The organism is Nonomuraea sp. B1E8 (genome assembly GCF_039871515.1).
Lineage (GTDB): Bacteria > Actinomycetota > Actinomycetes > Streptosporangiales > Streptosporangiaceae > Nonomuraea.
Map to the genome: position 1 here is coordinate 79,890 of NZ_JBDPLS010000016.1, position 24,350 is coordinate 104,239.

18 protein-coding genes are annotated in these 24,350 nt (G+C 70.1%); 9 read left to right on the forward strand and 9 right to left on the reverse strand.

Features of this window, described 5'->3' with window-relative positions; translation table 11 throughout:
* Nucleotides 1-5: 5 nt before the first annotated feature.
* On the forward strand, nt 6-170 hold the full coding sequence (locus ABGA98_RS38540; protein WP_347623394.1) for an NmrA family NAD(P)-binding protein: 165 nt from the start codon (nt 6-8) through the stop codon (nt 168-170).
* Between the two features lies 1 nt (nt 171).
* Complete coding sequence (locus ABGA98_RS38545) at nt 172-672, forward strand: nitroreductase family deazaflavin-dependent oxidoreductase (protein ID WP_347623395.1); 501 nt, start codon at nt 172-174, stop codon at nt 670-672.
* A gap of 68 nt (nt 673-740) precedes the next feature.
* Here ABGA98_RS38545 and ABGA98_RS38550 read toward each other — a convergent pair whose 3' ends face one another.
* The 6 genes from ABGA98_RS38550 to ABGA98_RS38575 form a co-directional block, all read right to left on the reverse strand.
* Nucleotides 741-4,217, reverse strand: coding sequence for a ThuA domain-containing protein (locus ABGA98_RS38550; protein ID WP_347623396.1), 3,477 nt, complete (start codon nt 4,215-4,217; stop codon nt 741-743).
* 252 nt (nt 4,218-4,469) lie between these two features.
* On the reverse strand, nt 4,470-5,303 hold the full coding sequence (locus tag ABGA98_RS38555; RefSeq protein WP_347623397.1) for a sugar phosphate isomerase/epimerase family protein: 834 nt from the start codon (nt 5,301-5,303) through the stop codon (nt 4,470-4,472).
* Nucleotides 5,304-5,342: 39 nt separating this feature from the next.
* Complete coding sequence (locus tag ABGA98_RS38560; protein WP_347623398.1) at nt 5,343-6,539, reverse strand: substrate-binding domain-containing protein; 1,197 nt, start codon at nt 6,537-6,539, stop codon at nt 5,343-5,345.
* Nucleotides 6,526-7,476 (reverse strand): ABC transporter permease, encoded by a 951-nt coding sequence (locus ABGA98_RS38565; RefSeq protein ID WP_347623399.1) that lies wholly within the window; start codon nt 7,474-7,476, stop codon nt 6,526-6,528. The genes ABGA98_RS38560 and ABGA98_RS38565 overlap by 14 nt, the downstream gene beginning before the upstream one ends.
* Nucleotides 7,473-8,474 (reverse strand): ABC transporter permease, encoded by a 1,002-nt coding sequence (locus ABGA98_RS38570; protein ID WP_347623400.1) that lies wholly within the window; start codon nt 8,472-8,474, stop codon nt 7,473-7,475. The genes ABGA98_RS38565 and ABGA98_RS38570 overlap by 4 nt, the downstream gene beginning before the upstream one ends.
* Nucleotides 8,475-9,914, reverse strand: a complete 1,440-nt coding sequence (locus ABGA98_RS38575) for a sugar ABC transporter ATP-binding protein (RefSeq protein ID WP_347623401.1) — start codon at nt 9,912-9,914, stop codon at nt 8,475-8,477.
* Nucleotides 9,915-10,305: 391 nt separating this feature from the next.
* Here ABGA98_RS38575 and ABGA98_RS38580 point away from each other — a divergent pair, with 391 nt between their 5' ends.
* From ABGA98_RS38580 to ABGA98_RS38610, 7 genes are read left to right on the forward strand one after another with little or no spacing between them, the layout of a single operon-like run.
* Nucleotides 10,306-11,439 (forward strand): inositol-3-phosphate synthase, encoded by a 1,134-nt coding sequence (locus ABGA98_RS38580; protein WP_347623402.1) that lies wholly within the window; start codon nt 10,306-10,308, stop codon nt 11,437-11,439.
* Nucleotides 11,436-12,281, forward strand: coding sequence for an SCO3242 family prenyltransferase (locus tag ABGA98_RS38585; protein ID WP_347623403.1), 846 nt, complete (start codon nt 11,436-11,438; stop codon nt 12,279-12,281). Before ABGA98_RS38580 ends, ABGA98_RS38585 begins: the two co-directional genes overlap by 4 nt.
* Nucleotides 12,278-13,144 carry a sugar phosphate isomerase/epimerase family protein gene (locus tag ABGA98_RS38590; protein WP_347623404.1) on the forward strand — a complete coding sequence of 289 codons (867 nt, stop codon included), beginning with the start codon at nt 12,278-12,280 and terminating at the stop codon, nt 13,142-13,144. Before ABGA98_RS38585 ends, ABGA98_RS38590 begins: the two co-directional genes overlap by 4 nt.
* On the forward strand, nt 13,089-13,595 hold the full coding sequence (locus tag ABGA98_RS38595; RefSeq protein ID WP_347623405.1) for an EboA domain-containing protein: 507 nt from the start codon (nt 13,089-13,091) through the stop codon (nt 13,593-13,595). The genes ABGA98_RS38590 and ABGA98_RS38595 overlap by 56 nt, the downstream gene beginning before the upstream one ends.
* The gene (locus ABGA98_RS38600) at nt 13,596-14,441 is read left to right on the forward strand and encodes a TatD family hydrolase (RefSeq protein WP_347623406.1); all 846 of its coding nucleotides are present in this window, start codon (nt 13,596-13,598) and stop codon (nt 14,439-14,441) included.
* Between the two features lie 2 nt (nt 14,442-14,443).
* Complete coding sequence (gene eboE, locus ABGA98_RS38605; RefSeq protein WP_347623407.1) at nt 14,444-15,568, forward strand: metabolite traffic protein EboE; 1,125 nt, start codon at nt 14,444-14,446, stop codon at nt 15,566-15,568.
* Nucleotides 15,556-16,887 (forward strand): nucleotide pyrophosphatase/phosphodiesterase family protein, encoded by a 1,332-nt coding sequence (locus tag ABGA98_RS38610; RefSeq protein ID WP_347623408.1) that lies wholly within the window; start codon nt 15,556-15,558, stop codon nt 16,885-16,887. The genes eboE and ABGA98_RS38610 overlap by 13 nt, the downstream gene beginning before the upstream one ends.
* Before the next feature lie 95 nt (nt 16,888-16,982).
* On the opposite strand, the gene ABGA98_RS38615 is transcribed toward ABGA98_RS38610, so the two are convergent.
* The 3 genes from ABGA98_RS38615 to ABGA98_RS38625 form a co-directional block, all read right to left on the reverse strand.
* Nucleotides 16,983-18,731, reverse strand: coding sequence for a ThuA domain-containing protein (locus ABGA98_RS38615; protein WP_347623409.1), 1,749 nt, complete (start codon nt 18,729-18,731; stop codon nt 16,983-16,985).
* A gap of 11 nt (nt 18,732-18,742) precedes the next feature.
* Complete coding sequence (locus tag ABGA98_RS38620; protein WP_347623410.1) at nt 18,743-21,562, reverse strand: carbohydrate-binding protein; 2,820 nt, start codon at nt 21,560-21,562, stop codon at nt 18,743-18,745.
* Nucleotides 21,563-21,682: 120 nt separating this feature from the next.
* Complete coding sequence (locus tag ABGA98_RS38625; protein ID WP_347623411.1) at nt 21,683-24,040, reverse strand: ricin-type beta-trefoil lectin domain protein; 2,358 nt, start codon at nt 24,038-24,040, stop codon at nt 21,683-21,685.
* Nucleotides 24,041-24,350 lie beyond the last annotated feature (310 nt).

A 24,350-nucleotide genomic window follows, 5' to 3' on the forward strand; every position in this document is an offset into this window, starting at 1 on the left:
AGAACGTGAAACTTGTAACCGGGGCCACCGGCCGGATAGGCGGCCGGGTCGTTCACGAACTGACGGCGGCAGGCGCCACCGTGCGGGCGCTGACCAGACGTCCCGACGAGGTCCGGCTGCCCGGCGGCACCCTGGCCGCCCCCATGACACGACCGATGAAAGGCGCATGACATGGCCGCCAGCCACTCCGGCAGGGCCGCCGGGCCGACCAGACCGTACCCTGCGGGCCGGATCGTCCGGGCGGGCAACACGATCGTCGGCGTGCTCATCCGCGCGGGCCTGATCCCCCGTGGCCATCTCCTGACCACCCGGGGCCGCAAGAGCGGCCGCCTGCGCACCCAGCCGGTGGCACTCGTCGAACACGAGGGCAGGCGCTGGTTGGTCGCCCCCTATGGGGCGGTTTCCTGGGTGCTCAACGCTCGCGCCGCCGGAAAGGTGATCCTGCGCCGCCGGTTCACCGCACGCGCCTACACCATCCGGGAACTCGCGCCCATGGAGGCCGGACCCGTTCTGAAGCGCTATGTGGGCTTCTCGGCCCCCGCCCGACCGTATTTCCAGGCCACCAGGGACTCTCCGGTGGAGGACTTCATCGCCGAGGCCGGCCGCCACCCGGTGTTCGAGCTCACCCCGCTGGACGGCGACCCCTGGTCAGCGGTGTCACAGGCCGCTTGATCGCGCAAGGACGCTGGAGCCGGCCACAGCACGGCGGGCCGGCTCCAGGGGTCGGACGTCACATGCGATCAGGCGCGGGTCCAGCGCTGGTTGGCGCCTCCGGTGCAGGTCCAGATGCGCGCCCTGGTGCCGTTGGCGGTGCCGTTGACGTCGAGGCACTTGTTCGCCCCGACGGCGGTGATGCTGCCGTCGGCGTTGAGCCGCCACTGCTGGTTGTTCTGGCCGTTGCAGTCCCAGATGATCACCGCGGTGCCGTCCGCCGTCCCGGCCCCGTTCACGTCCAGGCACTTGCCGCCGTAGACGCGCAGCTCACCCGCACCGGTGGAGGTCCACTGCTGGTTGGCCTGCCCGTGGCAGTCCCAGATCTGCGCCGGAGCACCGTTGGCCTGCGAGGCGCCGTCGACGTCCAGGCACCGGCCCGACCCCACACCCCGCAACGCACTCGTGCTGCCGGGAGGCGAACCGTCACCCTGCCCGACGCCCGTGCCGTTGAAGGTGATGGAGTCCACGTCGAACGAGTTCGCTGACGGCGCCTTGAACACGACGTGGACGTCGCGGGTCCCGCCGGGGTCGGTGACCTGCACCGCGGGCAGCGACACGTAGGTGTTCCATCCCCCGGTCGCCGGTACAGGGCTGGAGGCGAGGAGGGGCCCGGTCGGCGAGTCGGCGTGCAGTTCGATGGACGCCCCGGTGTTGGACGGTGCCGAGACTCGGAAGGACACCGTGTCGATCCCGGACAGGTTGACCGGGCTGAAGGAGATCCAGTCATTGTTGGAGATGTCGCCGATGCGTCTGCCGCCCTCGGCTCCGGGCTCGTCGATGACGCGGATTCCGGACGAGCCGGTGAAGTGCTCGGCCTGCTTGTGTTTCGGCTGCAGGGTGATGCCGGCGGAGCCCTTCAGGCCGCCGCTGTCGGTGTAGTCGGCGGACAGGACGTAGTAGACGTCGGAGGCCTCGTCATGGCCGGAGGCGGTGGTCGTGACCGTCCCGGAGCAACCGGTGTACTGGCCGGTGTCGTGGGCGTGCTGGTCATGGCCGAGTGCTGTGATCACGTTGACCTTGGTGCAGTCGGCGGCGCCGTCCTCGGCGTCGGTGACGTTCACCGCGTAGTCCACCTCGTCGCCGAAGTCGATGAAACCGCCGTCGGGTGGGGCCGAGAAGGCCACCTCAGGGCGGGTGTTGCCGACGACGATGGGTAACGTGACGCTGCCGGTCTTCCCGCCGGAGTCCCGTACGGTCAGCTTGGCCGTGTAGGTGCCGTTGGTGTCGTAGGTGTGGGAGGGGTTGGCGCCGGCGGAGGTCGCGCCGTCGCCGAACTCCCACGCGTAGGTGATCACGTCGCCGTCGGGGTCGGACGAGCCGGCCGAGGAGAACGTCACCGTCAGCGGCGCCGTGCCCGAGTCGGGGCTGGCGCTCGCCTTGGCCAGGGGCGCGCGGTTTCCCGCCACGTAGTCGACGCGGTAGATGCTGTCGTCGGTGTTCGCGTGGCCGAAGCCGTTGCCCCAGTCGGCCATGTACAGGGCGCCGTCCGGACCGAACTTCATGTCGATCGGCGCACGCGGGGCGAGCTGTGCCACGAACGGATTGATCTTCAGAAGGTCACCCGAGGAGTCCAGGCGGAACTCCTTGACGAAGTTGCGGCTCCATTCGTAGAAGAACGGCGTGCCGTCGAAATACGCGGGGAACTTCCGGTCGGAGCCGCTGGCCGGGTCGTAGTGGTAGAACGGGCCGCCCATCGGGCCGGCGCCGCCACAGCAGTTGATCTCGGGGAACTCGGCCGAGGCGTGGTAGTTGTACCACACGGTCGCGGGCTTGGCCGCGGGCAGATTGCTCAGACCGGTGTTGTTGGGCGAGTCGTTGACCGGTGCCGAGCAGTTGAACTTCGCGCCTGAGGTGTTGGTGGCGAAGTTGTAGTCGTTGAACGGGAGGTTGTTGCCGACGCAGTACGGCCAGCCGTAGAAGCCCGGCTGCTTGATCAGGTTCCACTCGACGGTGCCCTCAGGACCGCGGCTGGGGTTCGCGGCGCCGGCGTCCGGGCCGTAGTCGCCCACCGAGATCCAGCCCGTCACCTGGTCGACCGAGAAGCGGAACGGGTTGCGGAAGCCCATCGCGTAGATCTCCGGCCGGGTCTTGGCGGTGCCGGGCGCGAACAGGTTGCCGGCCGGGATCGTGTAGGTGCCGTCGGGTTCGGGATGGATGCGCAGGATCTTGCCGCGCAGGTCGTTGGTGTTGGCCGAGGACCGCTGGGCGTCGTAGTGTTCCCGGCCCGGCCGCTCGTCGATCGGGGCGTAGCCGCTGGACCCGTTCGGATTGGTGTCGTCGCCCGGACCGATGTACAGGTTCCCGCCTGGACCGAACGCGAGGTAGCCGCCGGTGTGGCCGGGCTCGTCGACGTTGCGGTACGCCGGAATCTCGATGATCTTCTTCTCGCTCGCCAGGTCGAGGCTGGTCCCGTTGAAGGTGAACCTCGACACCCGGTTCACCTCACCGCCGTTGGACGGGGAGTAGTTGACGTAGATCCAGCCGTTGGTGGCGAAGTCCGGATCCAGCGCCAGCCCGATGCCGCCGTCCTCGCCGCCGTCGTACACCGACAGGGTGCCGATGACGCGCGTGCCTCCGCCGTTGGCGGGGATCATGTTCACCTTGCCGGAGCGCGAGATGTAGAACACCCTGCCGTCGGCGGCCACGTCCAGCTCCATCGGCTGGTCCGGGGCGCCGTCGAGGGTCACCTTCTGGAACCGGGTCGCGACCGTGGCGCCGCAGTCACCCGGCGCCGCGCCCGCCGCCCACTGCACCCCACCCAGCAGGTGCTGTCTGAACAGGGGCTCCGCATAGGAGGAGGCCTGGTGGCCCATCGCGGTGGCCCACACCCGGCCGCCCTCCGGGTTGTGGCACCAGGAGATCGGGTGGTCGGCGCCCATCTTGTTCGGCCCCGCGTCATAGGTGGTCTCGTCCGCGGTCACCAGGACGTGCACCGAGCCCCGCATGTTCTTGTCGAAGTTGTACCACTCTTCCGGGCGCACCCACCGGTCCGGCAGCCCCTTCGTGGAGGGGTGGGCCTTGTCGGCCACCTTGGCGGTGCCCTGCAGGATCGCCGAATGAGCGGTCATGTGGGCGCCGGCCAGGACGACCTGGTCCCACCAGGGGAACTGCGACTCGATGTTCATGTCGGTGGCGTTGTGGATCGCGACGACGCCGTGGCCACTGCGCACGTAGGCCTGGAAGGCCTGACGCTGGGCGTCGTTGTCCCACACCATGCCGCTGGTCTGGAACATGATCACCGCGTCGTAGGTGTTCAGCGTCGCGGTCGTGAAGACGGCGGAGTCCTCGCTGTGGTCGAGCTGGAAGTCGTGGTCGATCGCCAGCTGCTGGAACATCGCGACGCCCGCGGGGATGGAGTCATGCCGGAAGGCGCCGCTCGCCGTCTCGGTGAACAGCAGCACCCTGAACTGCGGTGCGGCCGCGTGCGCCACGTGCGGGGACAAGGACATCACGAGCCCCGATAAGGCTGCGACCAGGGCGGTGAACAGGCGTGATCTTCGCATGAAGGATCTCCTGAGGGGGTGCTGGCAACGGTCCGAGTCGGAGGGCGACGAAGGAGGACATGCGTCGTCTCGGCTCGCAAACGTACCCTTAAGCATGCTTATTTAGGGCATTGAACCCCATCTTTTCCACCTGCCGAGTAGGCGTTTCAGCGGCGATCGCGGGAATCAACAGGTGAAAGGCGGTGACGATGATGCCGAAGCCGTCTCAACGCCCTCTTCTCGGCGAGATAAGTATGAAACTTTCAATCGGTGTCAGAGGGCGCGTAGGTAGGCGAGGCCGTCCACGGCCAGCGCGTCCTGGCTCTCCGCGAGGGGCCGCCAGATGGAGGCCGCGGTGGCGATGGTCTGGTTGTGCGCGGTGAACGACTCGATGACGAGCGGCCCTTGATAGCCGGCGTCGCGCAGGGCCTGGGCGAAGCCCGGCCAGTCGAAACGGTCGGCCCCCGGCGTGCCGCGATCGGTGCCGCACACCTGCACGTGCGCGATGCGATCCGCCGCGACCCGCACCGCCTGGGCGGGATCCTTCTCCTCGATGTTCATGTGGTAGACGTCGAGTGCCAGGTGGCAGTCCTCGGGCAACGCGTCGAGCGCCTGCTCGACGGTGTTGAGGAGGCTGGTCTCGTACCGGTTGAGCGGCTCGACCGCGAGTTTCACCCCGCGCTCGGCCGCATGGTCCAGGACGGGCCGCAGATGCTCGCGCAACTCCGCGTAGACCCTCCGGCGTTCGTCCGGCGAGAGCCGCCACGTACGGCCGACCGACGCGTACGCCGGCCCCCCGATCACCGGGGAGCCGACGGTCACCGCCACGTCGACGCAGTGCCGCAGATAGGCCTGGGTGTCGCGGACGGTCTCCGGGGAGGCGGCCACGAGCTCGCGCCCCGGCGGCATGACCAGCACCACGGACGCGGCCAGCCCGTGCTCGGCCAGCACCGCCGCGGCCTTGTCCGGGTTCCAGTCGCCGGGTCGCTCGACGGGCAGCTCGATGACGTCGAAACCCCACCGGGCGATGCGGGGCGCGAGCCGCGCCAGGTCGTCGTCGGTCAGCGGGGAGACCCAGACCCAGGTGTTCACTCCGATGGAGCACATGGCGTACCACTTCGTCGTCGGTTCGCGGAAAGGAGCCGGTCAGCTCTTCTTCCCGCCCCAGACCTCGGGGAAGCCGGGCAGGTCCTCACAACCGCACAGCGCGTAGTGCAGCGGCGGCATATGGGGCTTGAGGTAGGCCGACAGGTTCTCGCTGGTCACCTTCGGCTGCGGCAGGTTCCACATCTCGGGCACCTCCTCGCCCTTGAGGATCTTCAGAGCGGCGATGATCGGGGTGCGCCACTGGTAGGTCGGGTACGTGGGCGCGACGGCGGTGAGGTCGGCGTCCTTCCACTTCTGCAGGAAGTCCTGCTGGTCCTCGCCGTTGATCGGCGGCACCGGCAGGCCGGCGTCCTCGAACGCCTCGATCGCGGCCACCGCCGTGGCACCGGCGTCCATCCAGACGCCGTCGATCTTGCCGTGCCGCTGGATGTAGTCGCTGACGATGCTCTTGGTCCTGGCGGCGTCACCGTCGGTGAACTCCACCCCCACCACCTGGAGGCGGCTCTTGTCGAAGACCACCTTCGCCGCCGACCAGCGGGTCTCCAGGACGTCGACGCCGGGCAGGATGCGCAGCGCCAGCACCTTCCCGCCGGCCGGCACCTTCTCGGCCAGGAACTCGGCCGCGTCGGCGCCGAAGGCGTAGCCGCCGATGGGCTTGATGAACGTCACCGGGCAGTCCGTCTCCACGCCCCGGTCGAACACGATGACGGGCACCTTCGCGCAGGCGGCCGTCACGGCGGGGGTGAGCGTCGCCGTGGTGTTCGGCGAGACGATCAGCGCGTCGCAGCCCTTGGCCTGCAGCTCGGCGATGTCGGAGATCTGCTTGTCGTCCTTGCCCTCGGCATCCAGCGCGGTGAACTCCCCGATCTCCTCGTGCAGGCCCACCTCGGCCTGCATCGTCTTCCACCCGACCTGGCGCCAGGGGTTGTTGACCGCCGCGTTGGAGAAGCACAGGTGGTACGGCCCGTCCTTCTTGTACTGTGCCGTGTCGATCATCTTCGGGTCGATGGCCTGCTCCCAGGGCTTGGCCGCGGGGCCCTGAGGCGTCTGGGAACGCATGGCCAGCTGGGCGTCGAAGTCCGCCTGCACGAAGAACTTCGACTGCGCTCCTGTGCCGGAACCCTGAGCGCTCGTTGCGGGCGGCGCGGGTCGGGTGGTGGCCGTCGGCTTGTCGGTGGTACAGCCGGCGAGAACGAGCGCGGCTGACACGGCGATCGCGGCCTCAAGGCGCGGCATGTGCGTCTCCTCTTCGGAGGGTGGACTTCCGGGGAAGTCGGATGGCTCCCGCCGCGACCGCGGCGATGATGATGACGCCCTGGACGGTGAACTCGAGCGCCCCCGAGATTCCGTACAGGTTGAGCAGGGTGAACAGCGCCTCCAGCGTGACGGCCCCGGCCATGGCGGCCGGCGCGGAGCCGCGGCCGCCGCCGAGCACCACGCCGCCGAGGACGACCGCGGTGATGGCGGAGAACTCCAGTCCCTGGCCCACCTGCGCCGAGACCCCAGCGAAGCCGCCGAGCAGGATCGCCGCGACGGCCGCGGACAGACCGGAGAGCATGAAGGCGAGGATCTTGACCCGGTCGACCCGGACCCCGGACAGTGCCGCGGCACGCTCGTTGTCACCGGTGGCCATGAGGGTCCTGCCGAAATCGGCGCGCATGAGCCAGATCGCCGCGCCGCCCACGGCCAGCAGGATCAGCACCGACCAGGGCAGCGGCCCGAGGGCGCCGCGGCCGAACACCCGGAAGCCCTCCGACAGCGCGCCACGTGGCGCGCCACCGGTCCAGAGGAAGACCGCACCGCTGAGGATGAGCAGCATGCCGAGCGTCACGATGAACGACGGCACCCGCAGCTTGGTGGTGCCCACGCCGTTGACCAGCCCGACGAGCAGCCCGACGACGATCAGCAGGGCGAGGACCGGCCAGGTGGCGGACTCGTCGCCGTCGATGAGCCGCGCGGCGATCACCACCTCGGCCGTCACCAGCGAGCCGACCGACAGGTCGAACTCACCGGAGACGATGACGAAATACTGTCCCGCGGCGAGGATCACCAGCGGCGCGGCCCGCTTGAGGAACGCCAGGAACCCGGCGGGCTCCAGGAAGGAGGGATTGGCGACCGCGATTGCGGCCAGCAGCACCACGAGGACCGCGAGGATGGGTAAGGCCCGCTTCATGCCGACCGCCTCGTTCCGCGCCGGGCGTAGACGGCCACCGCGATGACGATGACCACGCCGCGGACCACGTCCTTGACGAAGGAGTTGACCTCGAGCTGGTTGAAGACGGTGTCCAGGACGGCCAGCAGCAGGACCCCGCCCACGGTTCCCGCGACCCCGCCCTTGCCTCCGGCCAGCGCGGTCCCGCCGAGCACGACCGCGGCGATGGACTCCAGGTCATAGCCGCCATCGGTGCCCACCGTGGGCGCACCCGCCCCGAGTCTGGCGGCCAGCAGCAGACCCGCGATGCCGGCGCAGACCGAGCAGAGCACGTGAGTGATCACGATGACGCGGGCCGTACGGATCCCGGATAGCCGGGCGACCTCCTCGTTGCCGCCCACCGCGTAGATCCGGTATCCCAGCCGGGTCCTGCTCAGCAGGAACCATGCCACGACGGCCACGCCTGCCCAGAGCATGGCGGAGACGGGTATCGGCCCGACGCGGGAGTACCCGAGGAGCTGGAACGACTCGGGCACCCTGCCCGCCGGGCCGTCGTACAGGTGGTCGACGACGCCCTTGATGATCAGAGCGACGCCGAGTGTGGCGATGAAGGCGTGGACCTGGAGCCTGGTGATGACCAGCCCGTTGACCAGCCCCACCAGCGAGCTGATGACCAGTACCGCGGCGACCGCCGGTCCGATGTTGCCGTCCTGGCCCGCCATGATCTCCGCGGCGACCAGCGAGGTCAGGCTGATCAGGTACGCCACGGACAGGTCGAGCGACCCGGCCAGGATCGCCAGCGTCTGCCCGATCGCCACGATGCCGAGTGCCGCGGAACGCTGCTGGATCCCGACGACGCTTTCCATGGTGAGGAACTGACCGCCGTCGAGCGCGACGAGGGCCCAGCCGACCGCGACCAGGCCGAGCAGCGCGAGGAACACCACCTGCGTGGGTTCGCGCAGGTGCGCCGCCAGGCCGCCGTTCGTCCGGCTGCGGCGGGCGCGCGTGAGCAGGCGCATTCATGCCACCTCTCCCGCGGCCAGGCGCATGATGGCCTCCTCGGAGGCCCCGGCCGGCAGCGCGCCCGCGATGCGGCCGTCGCGCAGGACGACCACGCGATCGCTCATGCCGATGAGCTCGGGCAGTTCGGAAGAGATCATCATGATGGCCATGCCGTCGTTCGCCAGTTCGCGCATCTGGTCGTGGATCGCGGCCTTGGCCCCGACGTCGACTCCCCGGGTCGGCTCGTCGAACAGCAGCACCCGCGGCGCCATCGTCATCCATTTGACGAGCACGACCTTCTGCTGGTTGCCACCGGACAGGTAGCGGACCTCCTGTTCCTGACGCGCGGGCGAGAGGCGTACCCGTTCGAGCAGGTCGCGGATGCCGCCGCGGTTTCCGTGACCCACCGCGCGGGCGACGAGCAGGACGTTGTCGCGCACGGACTGGCGCAGCGCGAGCCCTTCGGCCTTGCGGTCCTCGGTCACGAGCCCGATGCCCATGGCCACGCCGTCCCGGACCGAGCGCGGGCGCGACGGGATCATCTCCCCCGTGGTGAACGGCTCCGCGCCGAAGATCGCTTTGGCGAGCTCCGATCTGCCGGATCCCTGCAGGCCCGCGACGCCGACGATCTCCCCGGCACGCAGTTCCAGGTCTATGTCGTGGAGCTTGTGGTTGCCGGCTGCGCGCAGGCTGAGCCGTACCTCGCCGGCGCCCGCCGAGCGGGGCGGGAAGTAGGTGCCGAGGTCACGGCCCACCATCAGGCGGATCAACTCGTCGGGGGTCACCTCGCCGATCGGGAGCGTGGTGACGCGCGAGCCGTCCTTGAGCACGGTGACCCGGTCGGCGAGATCGAACACCTCGCGTAATCGGTGGGAGATGTACACGACGGCGACGCCGCGTTTCCTCAACCGCCCGATCAGCCGGTAGAGCAACTCGACCTCGTGCTCGGCGAGCGCCGCGCTGGGCTCGTCCATGACGACGAGCCGCGCGTTCACCGACAACGCCTTGACGATCTCGACGATCTGCTGCTGGGCCACCGACAGGCGCTTGACGGCGTCGCGGGGGCCGAAGGGATCCTCGCCCAGCTCGTCGAGGAGCCGCGCGGTCGCCTCCTCCATGGCGGCGCGGTCGACCAGGCCGCGTCTGACGGGCTCGCGCCCGAGGAACACGTTCTCGGCGACGGTGCGCTCGGGCAGCAGGTTGAACTCCTGGTGGATGATCGCGATGCCGGAGCGCAGCGCCTGGAGCGGATGGCCGAAGGAGGCGGGCCGGCCGTCGATCTCGATCATGCCCTCGTCCGGCGCGTGAACCCCGCAGATGATCTTCATCAGGGTGGATTTGCCCGCGCCGTTCTCGCCGACGACGGCGTGGACCTCGCCGGCCGTCACATCGAGGTCCACCCCGGACAACACCCGCACGCCCAGGAAGCTCTTGCCGATGCCGCGCATGGTCAGCATCCGGTCAGCCTCCCCGTCCCCGGTGACCCCCGGGCGTGCTCGGCAGGCAGCGAGGAGGAGGCGCCGTCCCTGCTCGGGGGCCATCGGCAGGTTTCAGGCCCATATCCGTCATGTTGCCGGATGCTAAGCGGGCTTATGTCGATGGTCAAGCAAAAGTCGGCCGCCAGCGCGGCATAATTATGGGGCCGCGACGGGTGGCGTCCCCATAAAAGAGCGGGTGTCGAGTACGCCCGACGCGGCGGACCGGCGGCGATGGCCGCAGGCGGTGGATGATAAGACAGCGATAAGCCTACTTATGCTTGACCATCGACAAAAATAGCTTTTACCATCGCGGAGACTTACCTACCGGATGCCTTCGCATGCGGGGTGGTCCCGACACGATGGAGCTTCAATGGACAAGCTCGGTGTGTGGCTTATCGGGGCACGAGGATCCGTGGCGACCACTGCCATCGTGGGCGCCGCGGCCATCAAGGCGGGAGCGGCGTCCCCCCGTGGATGTGTGAGCGAGTCCGCCGGCTTCCCCGGACGGCTGGTTCCGCTGACCGACCTGATCTTCGGCGGCCATGATGTCGCCGAGGCCTCCTTACGCAAGCGCGCCGAACAGCTGGCCAGAGCCGAGGTCATACCACCGGACTTCCCGGGGTTGCTCGCGTGCGATCTGGACACCGCCGACGCGGAGATCCGGCCGGGCCACGTCCCCGGTGACGGCGGCCAGGCCGCGACCCGGCTGATCGACGACATCGCCGGCTTCCGCTCCCGGCACGGGCTGGCCCGGGTGGTCGTCGTCAACGTGTCCTCGACCGAGCCCCCGGTGGATTCACGCCCGGAGTTCGAAAGGCTGGCCGACCTCGAGGAGCGGCTCGCCGTAGGGGACGACGTCCTGCCGCCGAGCTCGCTGTATGCCTATGCGGCGTTCCACGCGGGGTGCGGCTATGTGGAGTTCACCCCCTCCACCGGGCCGGCCCTGCCCGCCCTGGCGGAACTCGCCGCCCAGCGGCGCGTGCCGTACGCGGGACGCGACGGCAAGACCGGCGAGACCCTGGTCAAGAGCGCCCTGGCGCCCATGTTCGCTGACCGGGCACTGCGCGTCCGCTCCTGGTCCGGGCTCAACCTGCTCGGCGGGGGCGACGGGGCGACACTCGCCGATCCGGCCGCCAGGTCCAGCAAGCGGCTCTCCAAGGACCAGGTCGTCGCGCAGGTCCTGGGAGGACCCGTGGAGGGTGAGACCCACATCGACTACGTCCCGGATCTCGGCGAGTGGAAGACCGCCTGGGACCACGTGAGCTTCGAGGGCTTTCTCGGCGTCCGGATGACGCTGCAGTTCACCTGGCAGGGCTGCGATTCGGCGCTGGCCGCTCCGCTCGTCCTCGACCTGGCCCGGCTGGTCGCCCGCGCGCACGAGAAGGGGCGGCACGGCGTCCTGCCCGAGCTCGGATACTTCTTCAAGAGCCCGCTGGGGACGGACGAGCACTCCCTGGCCGCCCAGTACGCCAGGCTGCGCGCCTTCGCCGAGGAGCTGTCATGAGGGCGCTGCTGGAGCTGGTCCGCGCACCTGCCGCGCTGTCGGTGCCCGGGGACACCATGGCGGGGGCCGCCGCCGCGGGGCGGCGTCCGGCACCCGGTCTGGCCCTGGCGTCGGTGCTCATGTACTGGTCGGGAATGGCGCTCAACGACTGGGCGGACCGTGAGGCGGACGCCGTCGAGCGTCCTGAGCGCCCGATCCCGTCAGGCCGGGTCAGGCCGGGCGCCGCGCTCGGGCTCGCAGCCGCCCTGACCTGCGCGGGCCTGTCCACCGCCGCCCTCGCCGGCGGCCGTCGCGCTCTCACCGTCGCCGGCCTGCTGGCCGGCGCGGTGTGGGCCTACGACCTGCGTCTCAAACGGACGGTGGCGGGACCGGCGGCGATGGCGGCCTGCCGCGTGCTCGACGTGCTTCTGGGCGCGGGCGAGCAGACGAGGTCCGCCGTGCCGGCGGCGCTGGCGATAGGCGCGCACACCTACGGGATCAGCGTCCTCGGCCGCGCCGAGGTGACGGGGGCGACCCGCGGGACCGCCGAGCGCGCGCTCGTGGCCAGCACCGTGGCGGCCGGGCTCGCGGCCGCCTCCTGCGCGCGCAACGGAGCCACCGCCCGGACCGGAGCGGGCGTCCTCATCGCCGGCTATCTCGCCTCCACCCTTCCGGTCCAGGCCGGGTTACGGACCCTTCCCGACCCCGAGAACGTACGGCAGGCCGTCCGCCTGAGCATCCTCGGCCTGATCCCGCTCCAGGCGGCGGCGGTCGCCGGTGGCGGCCGGTTCGCGATGGCGGGCGCGCTGCTGTGTTCGCTCCCCGTGGGAAGGTGGCTCTCGTCCCGGCTGGCGACATCGTGAGGTGGGCCTACTGCACCAACGGCTTCGCCGGCCACCGGCTTCCCGAGGCGCTCGCGGTCCTGGCCGATCTGGGGTACACGGGTGCGGCCATCACGCTCGACCACGGTCATCTCGACCCCCACTCCCCCGGGCTGGCCGCGGAGGTGTCCAGGATCGCCGGGATCCTCGATCGCCTCGGCCTCGACGCCGTCGTCGAGACGGGCGGGCGCTACACCCTCGATCCCTTGCGCAAACACCATCCGACCCTCATCAGCGACGGCGCCGAGCGCAGAGCGGAGTTCCTCATCACGGCGATGCGCGTCGCCGCCGACCTGGGCGCTCCCGTGGTGCATCTGTGGAGCGGCGTACGGCCGGACGGCATGCCGGAGGCGGAGGCGTACACGCGGCTGGCCCGCCAGTGCGCACGGCTGCTCGACGAGGCCGATCAGGTGGGCGTCACGCTGGGGTTCGAACCCGAACCCGGGATGCTCGTCGCCGACCTGGACGGCTTCGAGCGGCTGCGCGCGATGCTCGGCGCCCACACCCGGTTCGGTCTCACCCTCGACATCGGGCACTGTCACTGCGTGGAGCGGGAGGACCTGGACACCTGTGTCCGGCGGGCGCTGCCGTACACCGTGCACGTGCAGATCGAGGACATGCGCCGGGGAGTCCACGAGCACCTGGAATTCGGCGAGGGTGAGATCGGCTTCGTGCCGGTGCTCGCCGCTCTGCACGGCTACCCGGGTCTGGTGGCCGTGGAACTGGCCCGGCACAGCCATGCGGCCCCGCAGGTCGCCCGCCGATCGATCGACTTCTTGAGGAGGGCACATGAAGGAGCCCGAACAGGAGTGGCTGGCACAGGCCGTCCGGCAGGTCGAGGCTGACCCGCAGGCGATCCACCGGCTCTTCCCGCAGGCAGAACGGCGGGGCGGCCCGGGCGGCCGGCGCACACTGCTCGGCGCGCTGCACGGCCACCACGCGGAGATCCGGAGCCTGTACGAGGCCGGCGACAGCGGTGAACGGCTGGCGATCCTGACCGTCCTGCACGAGCTCGACCTGGAAGGCACGGCGGTCGCGCTGGTGGAGGACGCGCTTCGCAGCAATGACGCGCGGCTGGTCGCCGCGGCCCTCGGCCCGTACGGCTCGGCGTGGCTGGGCGACCACTCCTTCCGTCAAGGGGTGCTCAAGTGCGTCTTCATGTCGATCCCCCTGGTGGCGGTGGCCGGGCTGGACCGCCGTTTCGACGCCGAGCTGGCCCGGATGTTGTCGGACTACGCGGCGGAGTTGCGGGCGGCCGGCCGGCCCGTCCCGCGCGACGTCCTGGAGAGGATCTGAATGCGCATCTTCGACCCCCACGTCCACATGACCTCCCGGACCACCGACGACTACCAGCGCATGCACGCCGCGGGGGTCCGGGCCGTCGTCGAACCCGCCTTCTGGCTGGGGCAGCCCCGTACCAATGTGGGCACCTTCCTCGACTACTTCGACGCGCTGCTCGGCTGGGAGCCCTATCGCGCCGCGCAGTACGGCATCCACCACCACTGCGCGCTCGCGCTCAACCCGAAGGAGGCGAACGATCCGCGGTGCGCGGCGGTGCTGGCCGAGTTGCCGCGATACCTGCTGAAGGACTCCGTCGTCGCGGTCGGCGAGGTCGGCTACGACTCGATGACGGCGGAGGAGGAACGGGCGTTCGAGGCACAGCTCGCCCTGGCGCAGGAGAACGACCTTCCGGTGCTCGTGCACACTCCGCATCGGGACAAGGCCGGGGGCACCCGCCGGACGCTCGACGTGGTGCGGGCGGCCGGGATACCCCCCGCGCGGGTGCTCATCGACCACCTCAACGAGATGACCGTCGGCATGGTCGCGGACTCGGGCTGCTGGATGGGGTTCTCCATCTACCCGGACACCAAGATGGACCCGGACCGGATGGTGACCCTGCTCAAGCAGTACGGCACGGACAGGATGCTGGTGAACTCGGCCGCCGACTGGGGGCGGAGCGATCCGCTCAAGACGCGCGAGGTGGCCGACGCCATGCTCGCAGCCGGCTTCGGCGAGGACGACGTGGATCGGGTGCTGTGGCGCAATCCGGTCACCTTCTACGGGCAGAGCGGCCGGCTCGACCTCAGGGCCGGCTCGGAAGCCTGCCCCGACTACGCCGGCAACACGATCAAGCGGGGCTGACCATGCGGCTGCGCCATGCGGACGGCTCGACGGTGCACCTGTCCTACTGCACCAACGTCCACGCCGCCGAGGATCTCCCCGGCATTCACGCTCAGCTGTCCGGCGTCGCGGCGCGGGTCAGGCGCCTGCTCGGCGTCGAACGGCTCGGGCTCGGGCTGTGGCTGTCCCAGCACGCCGCCGCGGACCTCACCGCCCGGCCCGAGGAACTCGCGGCGCTGCGCGCGCGGCTGACCGCGCTCGGGCTGGAGGTCGTGACCCTCAACGGGTTCCCCTACCGCGGCTTCCACGACGAGATCGTGAAGTACCGCGTCTACACTCCTGACTGGGCCGACGCGGAGCGGCTGCGCTACACGCTCGGGCTCGCCGGGATCCTCGCCTCGCTGCTGCCGGACGACGTCACCGAGGGCACGATCTCGACCCTTCCTCTCGCCTGGCGGACCGGGTGGACGAGAGAGAAGGCGGCGGCGGTGATGGCCAATCTCGACGCGGTCGCCGCGGGCCTGCGCGCGCTGGCCGGCCGTACCGGCAAGGTGATCCGGCTGGGCTTCGAGCCGGAGCCCGGCTGCATCGTCGAGGTGACGCCCCAGGCGAGCGCCTTGCTGAGCGACGTGGACCACGACCACCTCGGTCTCTGTCTGGACGCCTGCCACATGGCCGTGGGTTTCGAGGACCCTGACGCTGGCGCCCGCACCGGGCTGCCCATCGTGAAGCTCCAGGCGTCGTGCGCCTTGGTGGCGCCGCCGGGGGCGCAGCGGGCGCTGGCCGCGTTCGACGAGGCCCGTTTCCTCCACCAGACGCGCTCCGCCACCGGATACGCCGACGACCTGGGCGAGGCCCTGGCCGGTGGCCTGCCCGCGGACGAGAGCTGGCGTGTGCACTTCCACGTCCCGCTGCACGACGCGCCGCCCCCTCCACTCACCACCAGCGCCCCCTACCTGCGGGACCTGCTGAAGGCGCTCCTCGGCAGGGAGCGTCCGCTGACCAGGCACGTCGAGGTGGAGACCTACACGTGGAACGTGCTTCCCGGCGCGCCGGCCGACATCGCGCACGGCATCGCCGCCGAGCTCCACTGGATGCGGGCGCAGCTGGCCGCCCTCGGGCTGAAGGAGACGCGATGGCACCGCTGATCGTGATCAATGTGGTCGGGCTCACCCCGCGCCTGCTCGCGCACATGCCGAACGTGGCGAAGGTGGGCTCGGCGGCCGCGCTGCGGCCCGTGCTGCCCGCCGTCACCTGCTCGATGCAGGCCACCCTGCTGACCGGTTCGATGCCCCGCGACCACGGCATCGTGGGAAACGGGTGGTACTTCCGGGATCTCGGCGAGGTGCTGCTGTGGCGCCAGCACAACACGCTCATCCAGGGCGACCAGCTGTGGACCGCCGCGACCGGCCTGCGCACCGCCAACGTCTGCTGGTGGTACGCGATGGGCGCGCCGACCGACCTGCTCGTCACCCCGCGTCCCGTCTACCACGCCGACGGCCGCAAGTCGCCCGACTGCTACACCCGCCCGCCGTCACTCCACGACGACCTCGAGGCCGCGCTGGGGCCGTTCCCCCTGTTCACCTACTGGGGACCCAACGCGGGGATCGCCTCCTCCGAATGGATCATCGCCGCGGCCCGCCGCATCCTGGCCCGCGAACGGCCGGATCTGCTGCTGGTCTACGTGCCGCACCTCGACTACGACCTCCAGCGGTACGGTCCCGCCGGTCCCGAGGCGATCGCGGCCGCCCGCGCCGTCGACGCCGCGCTGGCTCCGCTCCTGGCCGAGGACGCCGAGGTGGTCGTGCTCTCCGAATACGGCATCACCCCGGTGTCCCGCCCGGTGGACGTCAACCGGGCGCTGCGCACCGCGGGTCTCCTGGAGGTCTACGTCCAGGCCGGGATGGAGTACCTCGACCCGTGGACGTCCCGGGCCTTCGCCGTCGCCGACCACCAGGTGGCCCACGTGTACGTGCGCGACCCCGGCGACCTCGACCGCACCCGCGCCGTCATCGCCGAACTGGCCGGCGTGGACGAGGTGCTCGACCAGGCGGGGAAGGCGAGGTACGGGCTCGACCACGAACGCGCCGGCGAGCTCGTGGCGGTGGCGGAGCCCGACGCCTGGTTCACCTATTACTACTGGCTCTCCGACGACCGCGCCCCGGATTTCGCGAGGCTCGTGGACATCCACCGCAAACCCGGCTACGACCCCGCCGAGTTGTTCATGGACCCGCGCGATCCGTTCGTCAAGCTGCGCGCGGCGGCGGCGCTCGCCAGGAAGAAACTGGGCTTCCGGTACACGATGCGGGTGGTGCCGCTCGACCCGGCGCCGGTGCGGGGCAGTCACGGCCGGCTGCCGGATCTCCCCGACGACGGACCGCTGATCATCGCTCCCTTCGACCGTGACTCGTACGAGGCGACCGAGGTCAAGGGGCTCCTGGCCGCCCTGGCCCGGACAGGCCGCTGACCGCGCACCGGCACCGCGACCGGTGGTGGCAGGGGATGGCGGCGGCCGCTCGCGCGGCCCCGACCGGAGGGCCGCGCGAGGTGTGACCGGGAGCCTCAGGCGCGGGTCCAGCGCTGGTTGGCGCCTCCGGTGCAGGTCCAGATGCGCGCCCTGGTGCCGTTGGCGGTGCCGTTGACGTCGAGGCACTTGTTCGCCCCGACGGCGGTGATGCTGCCGTCGTCGTTGAGCCGCCACTTCTGGTTGTTCTGGCCGTTGCAGTCCCAGATGATCACCGCGGTGCCGTCCGCCGTCCCGGCCCCGTTCACGTCCAGGCACTTGCCGCCGTAGACCCGTAGTTCACCCGCACCGGTGGAGGTCCACTGCTGATTGGCCTGCCCATGGCAGTCCCAGAGCTGCGCCGGAGCACCGTTGGCCTGCGAGGCGCCGCTGACGTCCAGGCACCGGCCCGACCCCACACCCCGCAGCGCGCTCGTGCCGCCCGGTGTGCCGGCCAGTTCCTTGATGCGGATGTTGCGGAAGGCCACCACGTCGCCGGACCCGTGGTTCTGGATGCCGATGTGGCCCTGCTGGAGCGAGCGGACCGGATCTGTGTTGGTGAAATCGTTGATCCTGCTGCCGTTCAGGAACACCTGCAGCCGCTCACCCTCCACCAGCAGCTCATAGGTGTTCCACTCCCCCGGCGGGTTCAGCGCCGCGTCGCGGGCGGCGAGGTCGGCGGCCTTGACCCCGTAGATCGCCCCGGTCGTCTTGTCCGCGGTGTCGGTCGCGTCGATCTGCACCTCGTATCCGGTGTCGAGCGCCGCGTTGGGGTCACTGGTGGCCGGGAACCCGACGATCACGCCGGAGTTGGAGTCGCCGGTCGTCTTCCAGTCGAGCTTGAGGGAGTAGGAGCGGAACTCCTTGGAGGAGTACCACAACATCCCCATGCCGCCCTGGGAGGTCAGCGTGGCGTCACTGTTGGCGAACGACCCCGGCCCCGCCTGCGACCAGCCCGTCGTCGAGCCGTTGTACAACGTCGTGTACCCGGTCTCCGGACGGCAGTCGGCGTTGACGGCCTTGGCCGCGTACCGGATGCCGCCGAGCAGCAGCATGCGGAAGTCCGGATCGGCATACGACTCGCGGGTGTGCCCCAGACCGGTGTAGAACGCGCGGCCTGAGGACTGCGGGCGGCACCAGGTGATCGGGTGATCGCCCATGCTGCCGCCGCTGTAGCTGCCCTCGTCCAGGCTCTGCAGCACCCGGGCGTTCGGGCGCGGGTTGGAGCGGTAGTTGTACCACTCGTCGGTGCGTGACCAGGTCGCCCCGAGGTGAGCGGTCGCGGCGTGCGCCCGGTCCTCGCTTCGTACGGTGGCCTGCTGGATCGCCGGGTGGTTGGCGAACCAGGCCCCCATCACCTGCCCGTAGTACGGCCAGTCGTACTCGGTGTCCGCGGCCGAATGCACCCCGACGTAGCCACCCCCACCGTCCACGTACGTCTGGAAGGCGGCCTGCTGGTTGTCGTTCAGCACGTCACCGGTCGTGTTGAGGAACACCACCGCCTGGTACTGGGCCAGGTTGGCCGCGCTGAAGGCGCCCGAGTCCTCGGTCGCGTCGACGGCGAAGTCGTTGGCGGCCCCCAGGTCGCGGATGGCCTGGATCCCGGTGGGGATCGAGTCGTGCCGGAACCCGGCCGTCTTGGAGAACACCAGCACCTTGAAGGCGGCGGCCTGGGCGGGGATGGCGGGGACCATCGTCGCGGTGGCGACGATCGCCACCACCGCCACTGACAGCCGTCGCAGCACAGAGGTCTTTCGGGCGCTCCCCGCGGTGCGCCCGGGCGCGGCGGGGGTCGGATGTCGCAGCATGGTTGTCCCTTTCAGAGGCGGGTCCAGCGCTGGTTGGTTCCTCCGGTGCAGGTCCAGATGCGCGCCTTGGTGCCGTTGGCGGTGCCGTTGACGTCGAGGCACTTGTTCGCACCGACGGCGGTGATGCTGCCGTCGTCGTTGAGGCGCCACTTCTGGTTGTTCTGGCCGTTGCAGTCCCAGATGATCACCGCGGTGCCGTCGGCCGTGCCCGCCGCGTTCACGTCCAGGCACTTGCCGCCGTAGACGCGCAGCTCAGCCGCACCGGTGGAGGTCCACTGCTGGTTGGCCTGCCCGTTGCAGTCCCAGAGCTGCGCCTGCGCCCCGTTGGCCTGCGAGGCGCCGTTGACGTCCAGGCACCGATCCGACCCCACGCCCTTGAACGCGCTCGTGCTCCCCGAGGGTGGGGTGCCGGTGTCGAAGGTGAAGGCGTCCACGTCGAACAGGTAACCCTGTCCGGTCGGACCGCGGAAGACCAGATACAACGTCGTCGTGCCGGCCGGCGCGCCAGTGAGGTTCGCCGAGACGTCGGTGAAGGTGTCCCAGCCGCCGGTGCTCGCCACGTCCGCCGTTCCCAGCAGCGTGCCCGTCGCCGAGCCCGCCCGCACCTCGATCCTGCCGCCCGCGCCGGCCGAGGACACCCGGGCCGTGATCCTCGTCGCGTTCCCCAGGTCGTACGGCTCGAAGGAGATCCAGTCGCCGTCATCGGTGAAGCCGACCGTCTTGCCGCCTTCCGCGGTGGCGTGGTCGGCCGTCTGGATGCCCTGCTGGGCGCCGAAGTGCTCCGCCTGCCGGTGCCGCGGCTGGAGCGTACGGGCGCTGGTGGAGGTCAGACCGCCCCTGTCGGTGTAGGAGGCCTCGAAGACGCCGTAGATGTTGGCCGCGGCGTCGTGCTCACCGTCGACCGGCACCGCGATGGAGCCCGAGCAGCCGGTCCTGGAGGTGATCTGGTGGCGGTGGCTGTCGTGGCCGAGAAGGTAGGCGACGGTGACCTCGCCGCAGTCGATCGTGCCGTCCTCCGGGTCGCTGACGGTGACCTGGAAGGGCACGGTGTCACCGAAGGAGAACAGCTGCCCGTCGGCAGGGGTGGTGAGGCTGACCGTCGGCGCGGTGTTGCCGACGGTCACGATCACGCTCGCCGTGCCGGTGAGGCCCTGCGGATCCCGGACCGTGAGCGTCGCCGTGTAGGTGCCGTTCGCGGTGTAGGTCTTGCTCGGGTTCGCCGCCGTGGAGGTGGTGCCGTCGCCGAAGTTCCACGCGTACGTCAGCGCGCCGCCCTCCGGATCCGAACTGCCCGCCGAGGAGAAGTTCACCGTCAGCGGAGCCGGTCCCGACGTCTTGTCGGCGGACGCCTTGGCGATCGGGTTGCGGTCGGCGTCCCCGATGTACTCGATGCGATAGAGCGCCTGGTTGTTGTTCCCGGTGCCGTAGTCGAGGACGTACAGGGCTCCGTCAGGGCCGAAGGCCATGTCCATCACCTGCGTCCCCGACCAGGGGAACGCCGAGATCTCCCCGTACCCGCCGTCCTGCCTGACCTCGATCGCCTTGATCCAGCGCCGGCCGTACTCGCCGGCGAAGTACCGCCCGTCGAGCGACTGGGGGAACTTGACGGCCGAGTTCAGGCCGGGGTCGTAGCGATAGACGGGGCCGCCCATCGGCGACTCCGACCCGGAGCCGAACTCCGGCGGGCTTCCGGTGTCCCCCGCGTACCGGATCCACGCCGGCTTCGCCGGGGGCAGCGTGGCCAGGCCGGTGTTACGGAAGGAGTTGTTGGACGGGCCGCCCGCGCAGTCGTACTTGGGACCGGTGCTGTTGGTGGCGAAGTTCCATTCGTTGTAGGTCTCGCTGGTGGTGTTCGTGCCCGTGCAGTACGGCCATCCGTAGTTGCCGGGGCCGGTGATGCGATCGAACTCCACCTGCCCGCTCGGCCCGCGGTTGGAGCTGGTCACACCCGCGTCCGGCCCGTAGTCGCCGAGGTAGACGATGCCGGTCGCCTGGTCCACGCTCATCCGGAACGGGTTGCGGAAGCCCATCGCGTAGATCTCGGGCCGGGTCCTCGCCGTCCCCGGCGGGAACATGTTGCCGCCGGGGATCGTGTAGCTGCCGTCGGGCTGCGGTTTGATGCGCAGGAGCTTGCCACGCAGGTCGTTGGTGTTGGCGGACGAGCGCTGGGCGTCGAACTGCGGGTTGCGGTTGGTCCGCTCGTCCAGCGGGGAGTAGCCGCTCGACTCGAACGGGTTGGTGTCGTCGCCGGTGGTCAGATACAGGTTGCCGGCGGCGTCGAAGTCGATGTCCCCGCCCACGTGACAACACTGGCCGCGGTCGTTCTGGACCCGGAGGACCACCTTCTCGCTGGTCATGTCGAGAGTGTCGTCCGCCTTGAGGGTGAAGCGGGACAGGTACAGCTCGCCCTTCCACTGGTCGAACTGGGCCTGCGTGCCGGTGCTCGGCGCATCGCCGCTCGGCGTGCTCAGCCGCGGGGAGTAGTAGAGCCAGAGGTGCCGGTTCGACGCGAAGCCGGGGTCGACCGCCACTCCCTGGAGGCCCTCCTCGTCGTGGGTGTAGACGTTGAGCCTGCCGGCCACCTTCGTGGTGCCGCCGGCATCGGTGACGCGTACCGTGCCGTCGCGGGCCGTGTGCACCACCGACCGGTTCGGCATCACGGCCAGCGACATCGCCTCACCCAGTTCCGCGCCACCCGACGCGAGGGACACCTGCTGGTAGTCGGACGCCGGGATGTCGAGGGCGTTCGCGGGGGAGGCGTCGAGCGCGAGTGCTCCGGGAATGATGAGCGCCATCGTGGTCAGCAAGGTGAGCCACGGACGTCGGGACATGAGTGTTCCCTCCTGCAGCAGGAAGACCGGTCAGGGCAGGGCGCCCGGGATTCTGCTCCGTGGCCGGAGGAGTGCCGCCTCCGGCCACGTCGGGAGACGAGGCTCGTCGGGCGGACGGTGTCAGGCGCGGGTCCACTTCTGGTTGGCGCCGCCGTGGCAGCTCCAGGTCTGCAGCCTGGTGCCGTTGGCGGTGCCGGCGCCGCTGACGTCGAGGCACTTGTTCGCCCCGACGGCGGTGATGCTGCCGTCGTCGTTGAGCCGCCACTGCTGGTTGTTCTGGCCGTTGCAGTCCCAGATGATCACCGCGGTGCCGTCCGCCGTCCCGGCCCCGTTCACGTCCAGGCACTTGCCGCCGTAGACGCGCAGCTCACCCTCACCGGTGGAGGTCCACTGCTGGTTGGGCTGCCCGTTGCAGTCCCAGATCTGCGCCGGAGCGCCGTTGGCCTGCGAGGCGCCGTCGACGTCCAGGCACCGGCCCGACCCTGCACCCCGCAACGCACTCGTGTTCCCCGGAGTCTGGCCGCCGGGCCCGGCGGCGGCGATCACGGCCTGGGCGCCGGCCGGCCAGGCGCCGTTGGTGACGGTGACGTTGTTGTTCACCACGTTGCCGCGGTCGCCGTTGGTGACGTTGGTGCTGCCGTTGGTCGACCAGTTGCCGGTGACGGTGAAGTCGCCCATGTTCTCGCCGTACCAGTAGTTGGCGGTGGCCCAGGTGCCGGTGTTCGACAGCACGTTGTTCCTGACGGTGTAGTGCCTGGAGCCCTCGTCGAAGTAGATGCCGAACCAGCCGTTGGTGCGCAGGCAGTGGTTGTCGCTGATCACCGCGCCCGGGTTCCACGACAGCGTGTAGATGCAGCCGCCGTCGGTCATCTGCTGCATGACGTCGTGCACGTAGTTGCCGACGAGCCGGTTGCCGGAGGCGGTGGTGGGCGTGGTGTAGCGCGGCTGGAAGTCGTACAGGCCGCGGTCGGCGTAGTGGGTGCTGCCGCCCGGCTCGTTGGCGCCCCAGCCGTACCCGATCGACATGCCGGTGTACGGCATGTTGTAGACCTCGTTGTGGGACACGTCGGTGCCGGTGACGTACGTGGTCAGGACCGAGACGACGCCCCGGTGGTCCAGGCCGAGGTCGTGGATGCGGTTGTCGCTGACGGTGATGTTCCGGTTGACCATCCGCTGGTCACTCGGGTGGTGCGCGTCGGCGCGCACGCCGCCCACCACGATGCCGCCGGCCGAGCTACGGGCGATCTCCGACCGGGTGACCGTGATGTCGGCGGCGCCCAGGCCGACCCCGCTGGCGTGCGCGTTGGCGTCGTTGCCGATGCCGATGGCCGTCTGTCCCAGGTTGACGAAGCGCGAGTCGGTGAAGGTCACGGTGTTCGCCGCGGAGACCTGCACGGCGGCCGGCATCTGGTACCAGTTAGGCCGGGTCGCCTCGAACTGGCGGCAGCCCTGGTGGCAGGAGGTGAAGGCGGGCCAGCTCCAGTCGCCGGCGATGTAGGCACCGGTCTGCTGGTCCACGTAGCCCTGGTCGCCGCTGGGGCCGAGCCAGCTCGTACCGGTGAAGGTGATCCCGCTGAACGTGATGTGGTGCGCGGGCGCGTCGTAGGTGCCCCCGACGTGCACCAGCGACTGGAGCACCGGCAGCTCCACGCTGACGTTGCCCATGTTCTGCCCGGCGAGCGGTATGTAGGACAGGGCGCCGGTCGCCGGGTCGAGGTACCACTCCCCCGGCGAGTCGAGGAACTCGTAGGCGTTGACCAGATAGAGCGGCCCCGCCCGGTGCGGGCTCGTGAAGGTGTCGTACCCGAAGTTGTTGTTGTTCCAGGCGGGCTGCCGCATCGTGATGAGGTTCCCGCTGATGCTCCGCACCGGCGCGTACCGGTCGGTGAACGAGCCGACGCTCTCCATCTCGACCCGGCCCTGGTTGGCGAGGTTGTTCAGATAGCTCAGCGCGCCGCTGGTGAACCTCATCCCGGTGCTGCTCGCGGTGAAGTCGGACCGGTTGACGGCGGTGCGCGCCCGGGTGGCGAGCGCGCCGTCGACGTACAGCTGCCGGGTCTCGATCCCGGCGCCGACGTTGGCGCGCCAGATGTTCTTTCCCGAGTCCGCCACGGTCCAGCCGGTGACCGCCCTGGCTCCGCTGACGACCGGGACGGCCCCCGCCGCGGCCTGCCATCTGACGTGGTAGCCGTTGTTCCCGGAGTCGGCGGCGGTCAGCCGGAGCGGCGCGGACAGCCGATACATCCCGCCCGCCAGCTCCACGACGATGTCACCGGACATCCCGGCGTTCAGCGAACGCACCGCCGTCTGCGCCGCGGCCAGCGAGCACGGCTGGGTGGAGCTGCAGGCGGTGCCGGTGCCGGCGGGCGACGCGTACAGGGTCGTGGTGGCCGCGAGCGCCGGGGTGGCGGGGGCGACGAGGGCGGACGCCGCGGCCAGCGCGGCGGTGACGATGCCGATCAGGATCGGTCTCAGCATCGTGACGGGTGGGGGTAAGGGCACGGTTGTTCCTTCGGGGGGTAGGCGTATGGCCAGGTCAACCCTCGGACAGGTGACGCCTTCGCGGGGTGGAGCGGACGGAGACCGCCGGCCTCGCTCCTAATTACCTTCGGAGCAGGGGCACCCGTCAAGCCCTTAAGCCTTCCTATTTCGCGGTTCACGTACCGAGAGCATGGCCATGGTGAGCTGATCTACGCCTTCACCAGCAGCAACACCTGTGAATGCGCACGTCCACGCCGGCAACCCTCGAATGAACCGTTCATATGTGTCGTACTCATCGGTCGGCACG

What these genes read in the sequence shown, in the direction of transcription:
- ABGA98_RS38545 (WP_347623395.1), top strand. Translation starts at nt 172, where the DNA reads ATGGCCGCCAGCCACTCCGGCAGGGCCGCCGGGCCGACCAGACCGTAC.
- ABGA98_RS38550 (WP_347623396.1), bottom strand. Translation starts at nt 4,217, where the DNA reads ATGCGAAGATCACGCCTGTTCACCGCCCTGGTCGCAGCCTTATCGGGG.
- ABGA98_RS38555 (WP_347623397.1), bottom strand. Translation starts at nt 5,303, where the DNA reads ATGTGCTCCATCGGAGTGAACACCTGGGTCTGGGTCTCCCCGCTGACC.
- ABGA98_RS38560 (WP_347623398.1), bottom strand. Translation starts at nt 6,539, where the DNA reads ATGCCGCGCCTTGAGGCCGCGATCGCCGTGTCAGCCGCGCTCGTTCTC.
- ABGA98_RS38565 (WP_347623399.1), bottom strand. Translation starts at nt 7,476, where the DNA reads ATGAAGCGGGCCTTACCCATCCTCGCGGTCCTCGTGGTGCTGCTGGCC.
- ABGA98_RS38570 (WP_347623400.1), bottom strand. Translation starts at nt 8,474, where the DNA reads ATGCGCCTGCTCACGCGCGCCCGCCGCAGCCGGACGAACGGCGGCCTG.
- ABGA98_RS38575 (WP_347623401.1), bottom strand. Translation starts at nt 9,914, where the DNA reads ATGCTGACCATGCGCGGCATCGGCAAGAGCTTCCTGGGCGTGCGGGTG.
- ABGA98_RS38580 (WP_347623402.1), top strand. Translation starts at nt 10,306, where the DNA reads ATGGACAAGCTCGGTGTGTGGCTTATCGGGGCACGAGGATCCGTGGCG.
- ABGA98_RS38585 (WP_347623403.1), top strand. Translation starts at nt 11,436, where the DNA reads ATGAGGGCGCTGCTGGAGCTGGTCCGCGCACCTGCCGCGCTGTCGGTG.
- ABGA98_RS38595 (WP_347623405.1), top strand. Translation starts at nt 13,089, where the DNA reads ATGAAGGAGCCCGAACAGGAGTGGCTGGCACAGGCCGTCCGGCAGGTC.
- ABGA98_RS38600 (WP_347623406.1), top strand. Translation starts at nt 13,596, where the DNA reads ATGCGCATCTTCGACCCCCACGTCCACATGACCTCCCGGACCACCGAC.
- eboE (WP_347623407.1), top strand. Translation starts at nt 14,444, where the DNA reads ATGCGGCTGCGCCATGCGGACGGCTCGACGGTGCACCTGTCCTACTGC.
- ABGA98_RS38610 (WP_347623408.1), top strand. Translation starts at nt 15,556, where the DNA reads ATGGCACCGCTGATCGTGATCAATGTGGTCGGGCTCACCCCGCGCCTG.
- ABGA98_RS38615 (WP_347623409.1), bottom strand. Translation starts at nt 18,731, where the DNA reads ATGCTGCGACATCCGACCCCCGCCGCGCCCGGGCGCACCGCGGGGAGC.
- ABGA98_RS38620 (WP_347623410.1), bottom strand. Translation starts at nt 21,562, where the DNA reads ATGTCCCGACGTCCGTGGCTCACCTTGCTGACCACGATGGCGCTCATC.
- ABGA98_RS38625 (WP_347623411.1), bottom strand. Translation starts at nt 24,040, where the DNA reads ATGCTGAGACCGATCCTGATCGGCATCGTCACCGCCGCGCTGGCCGCG.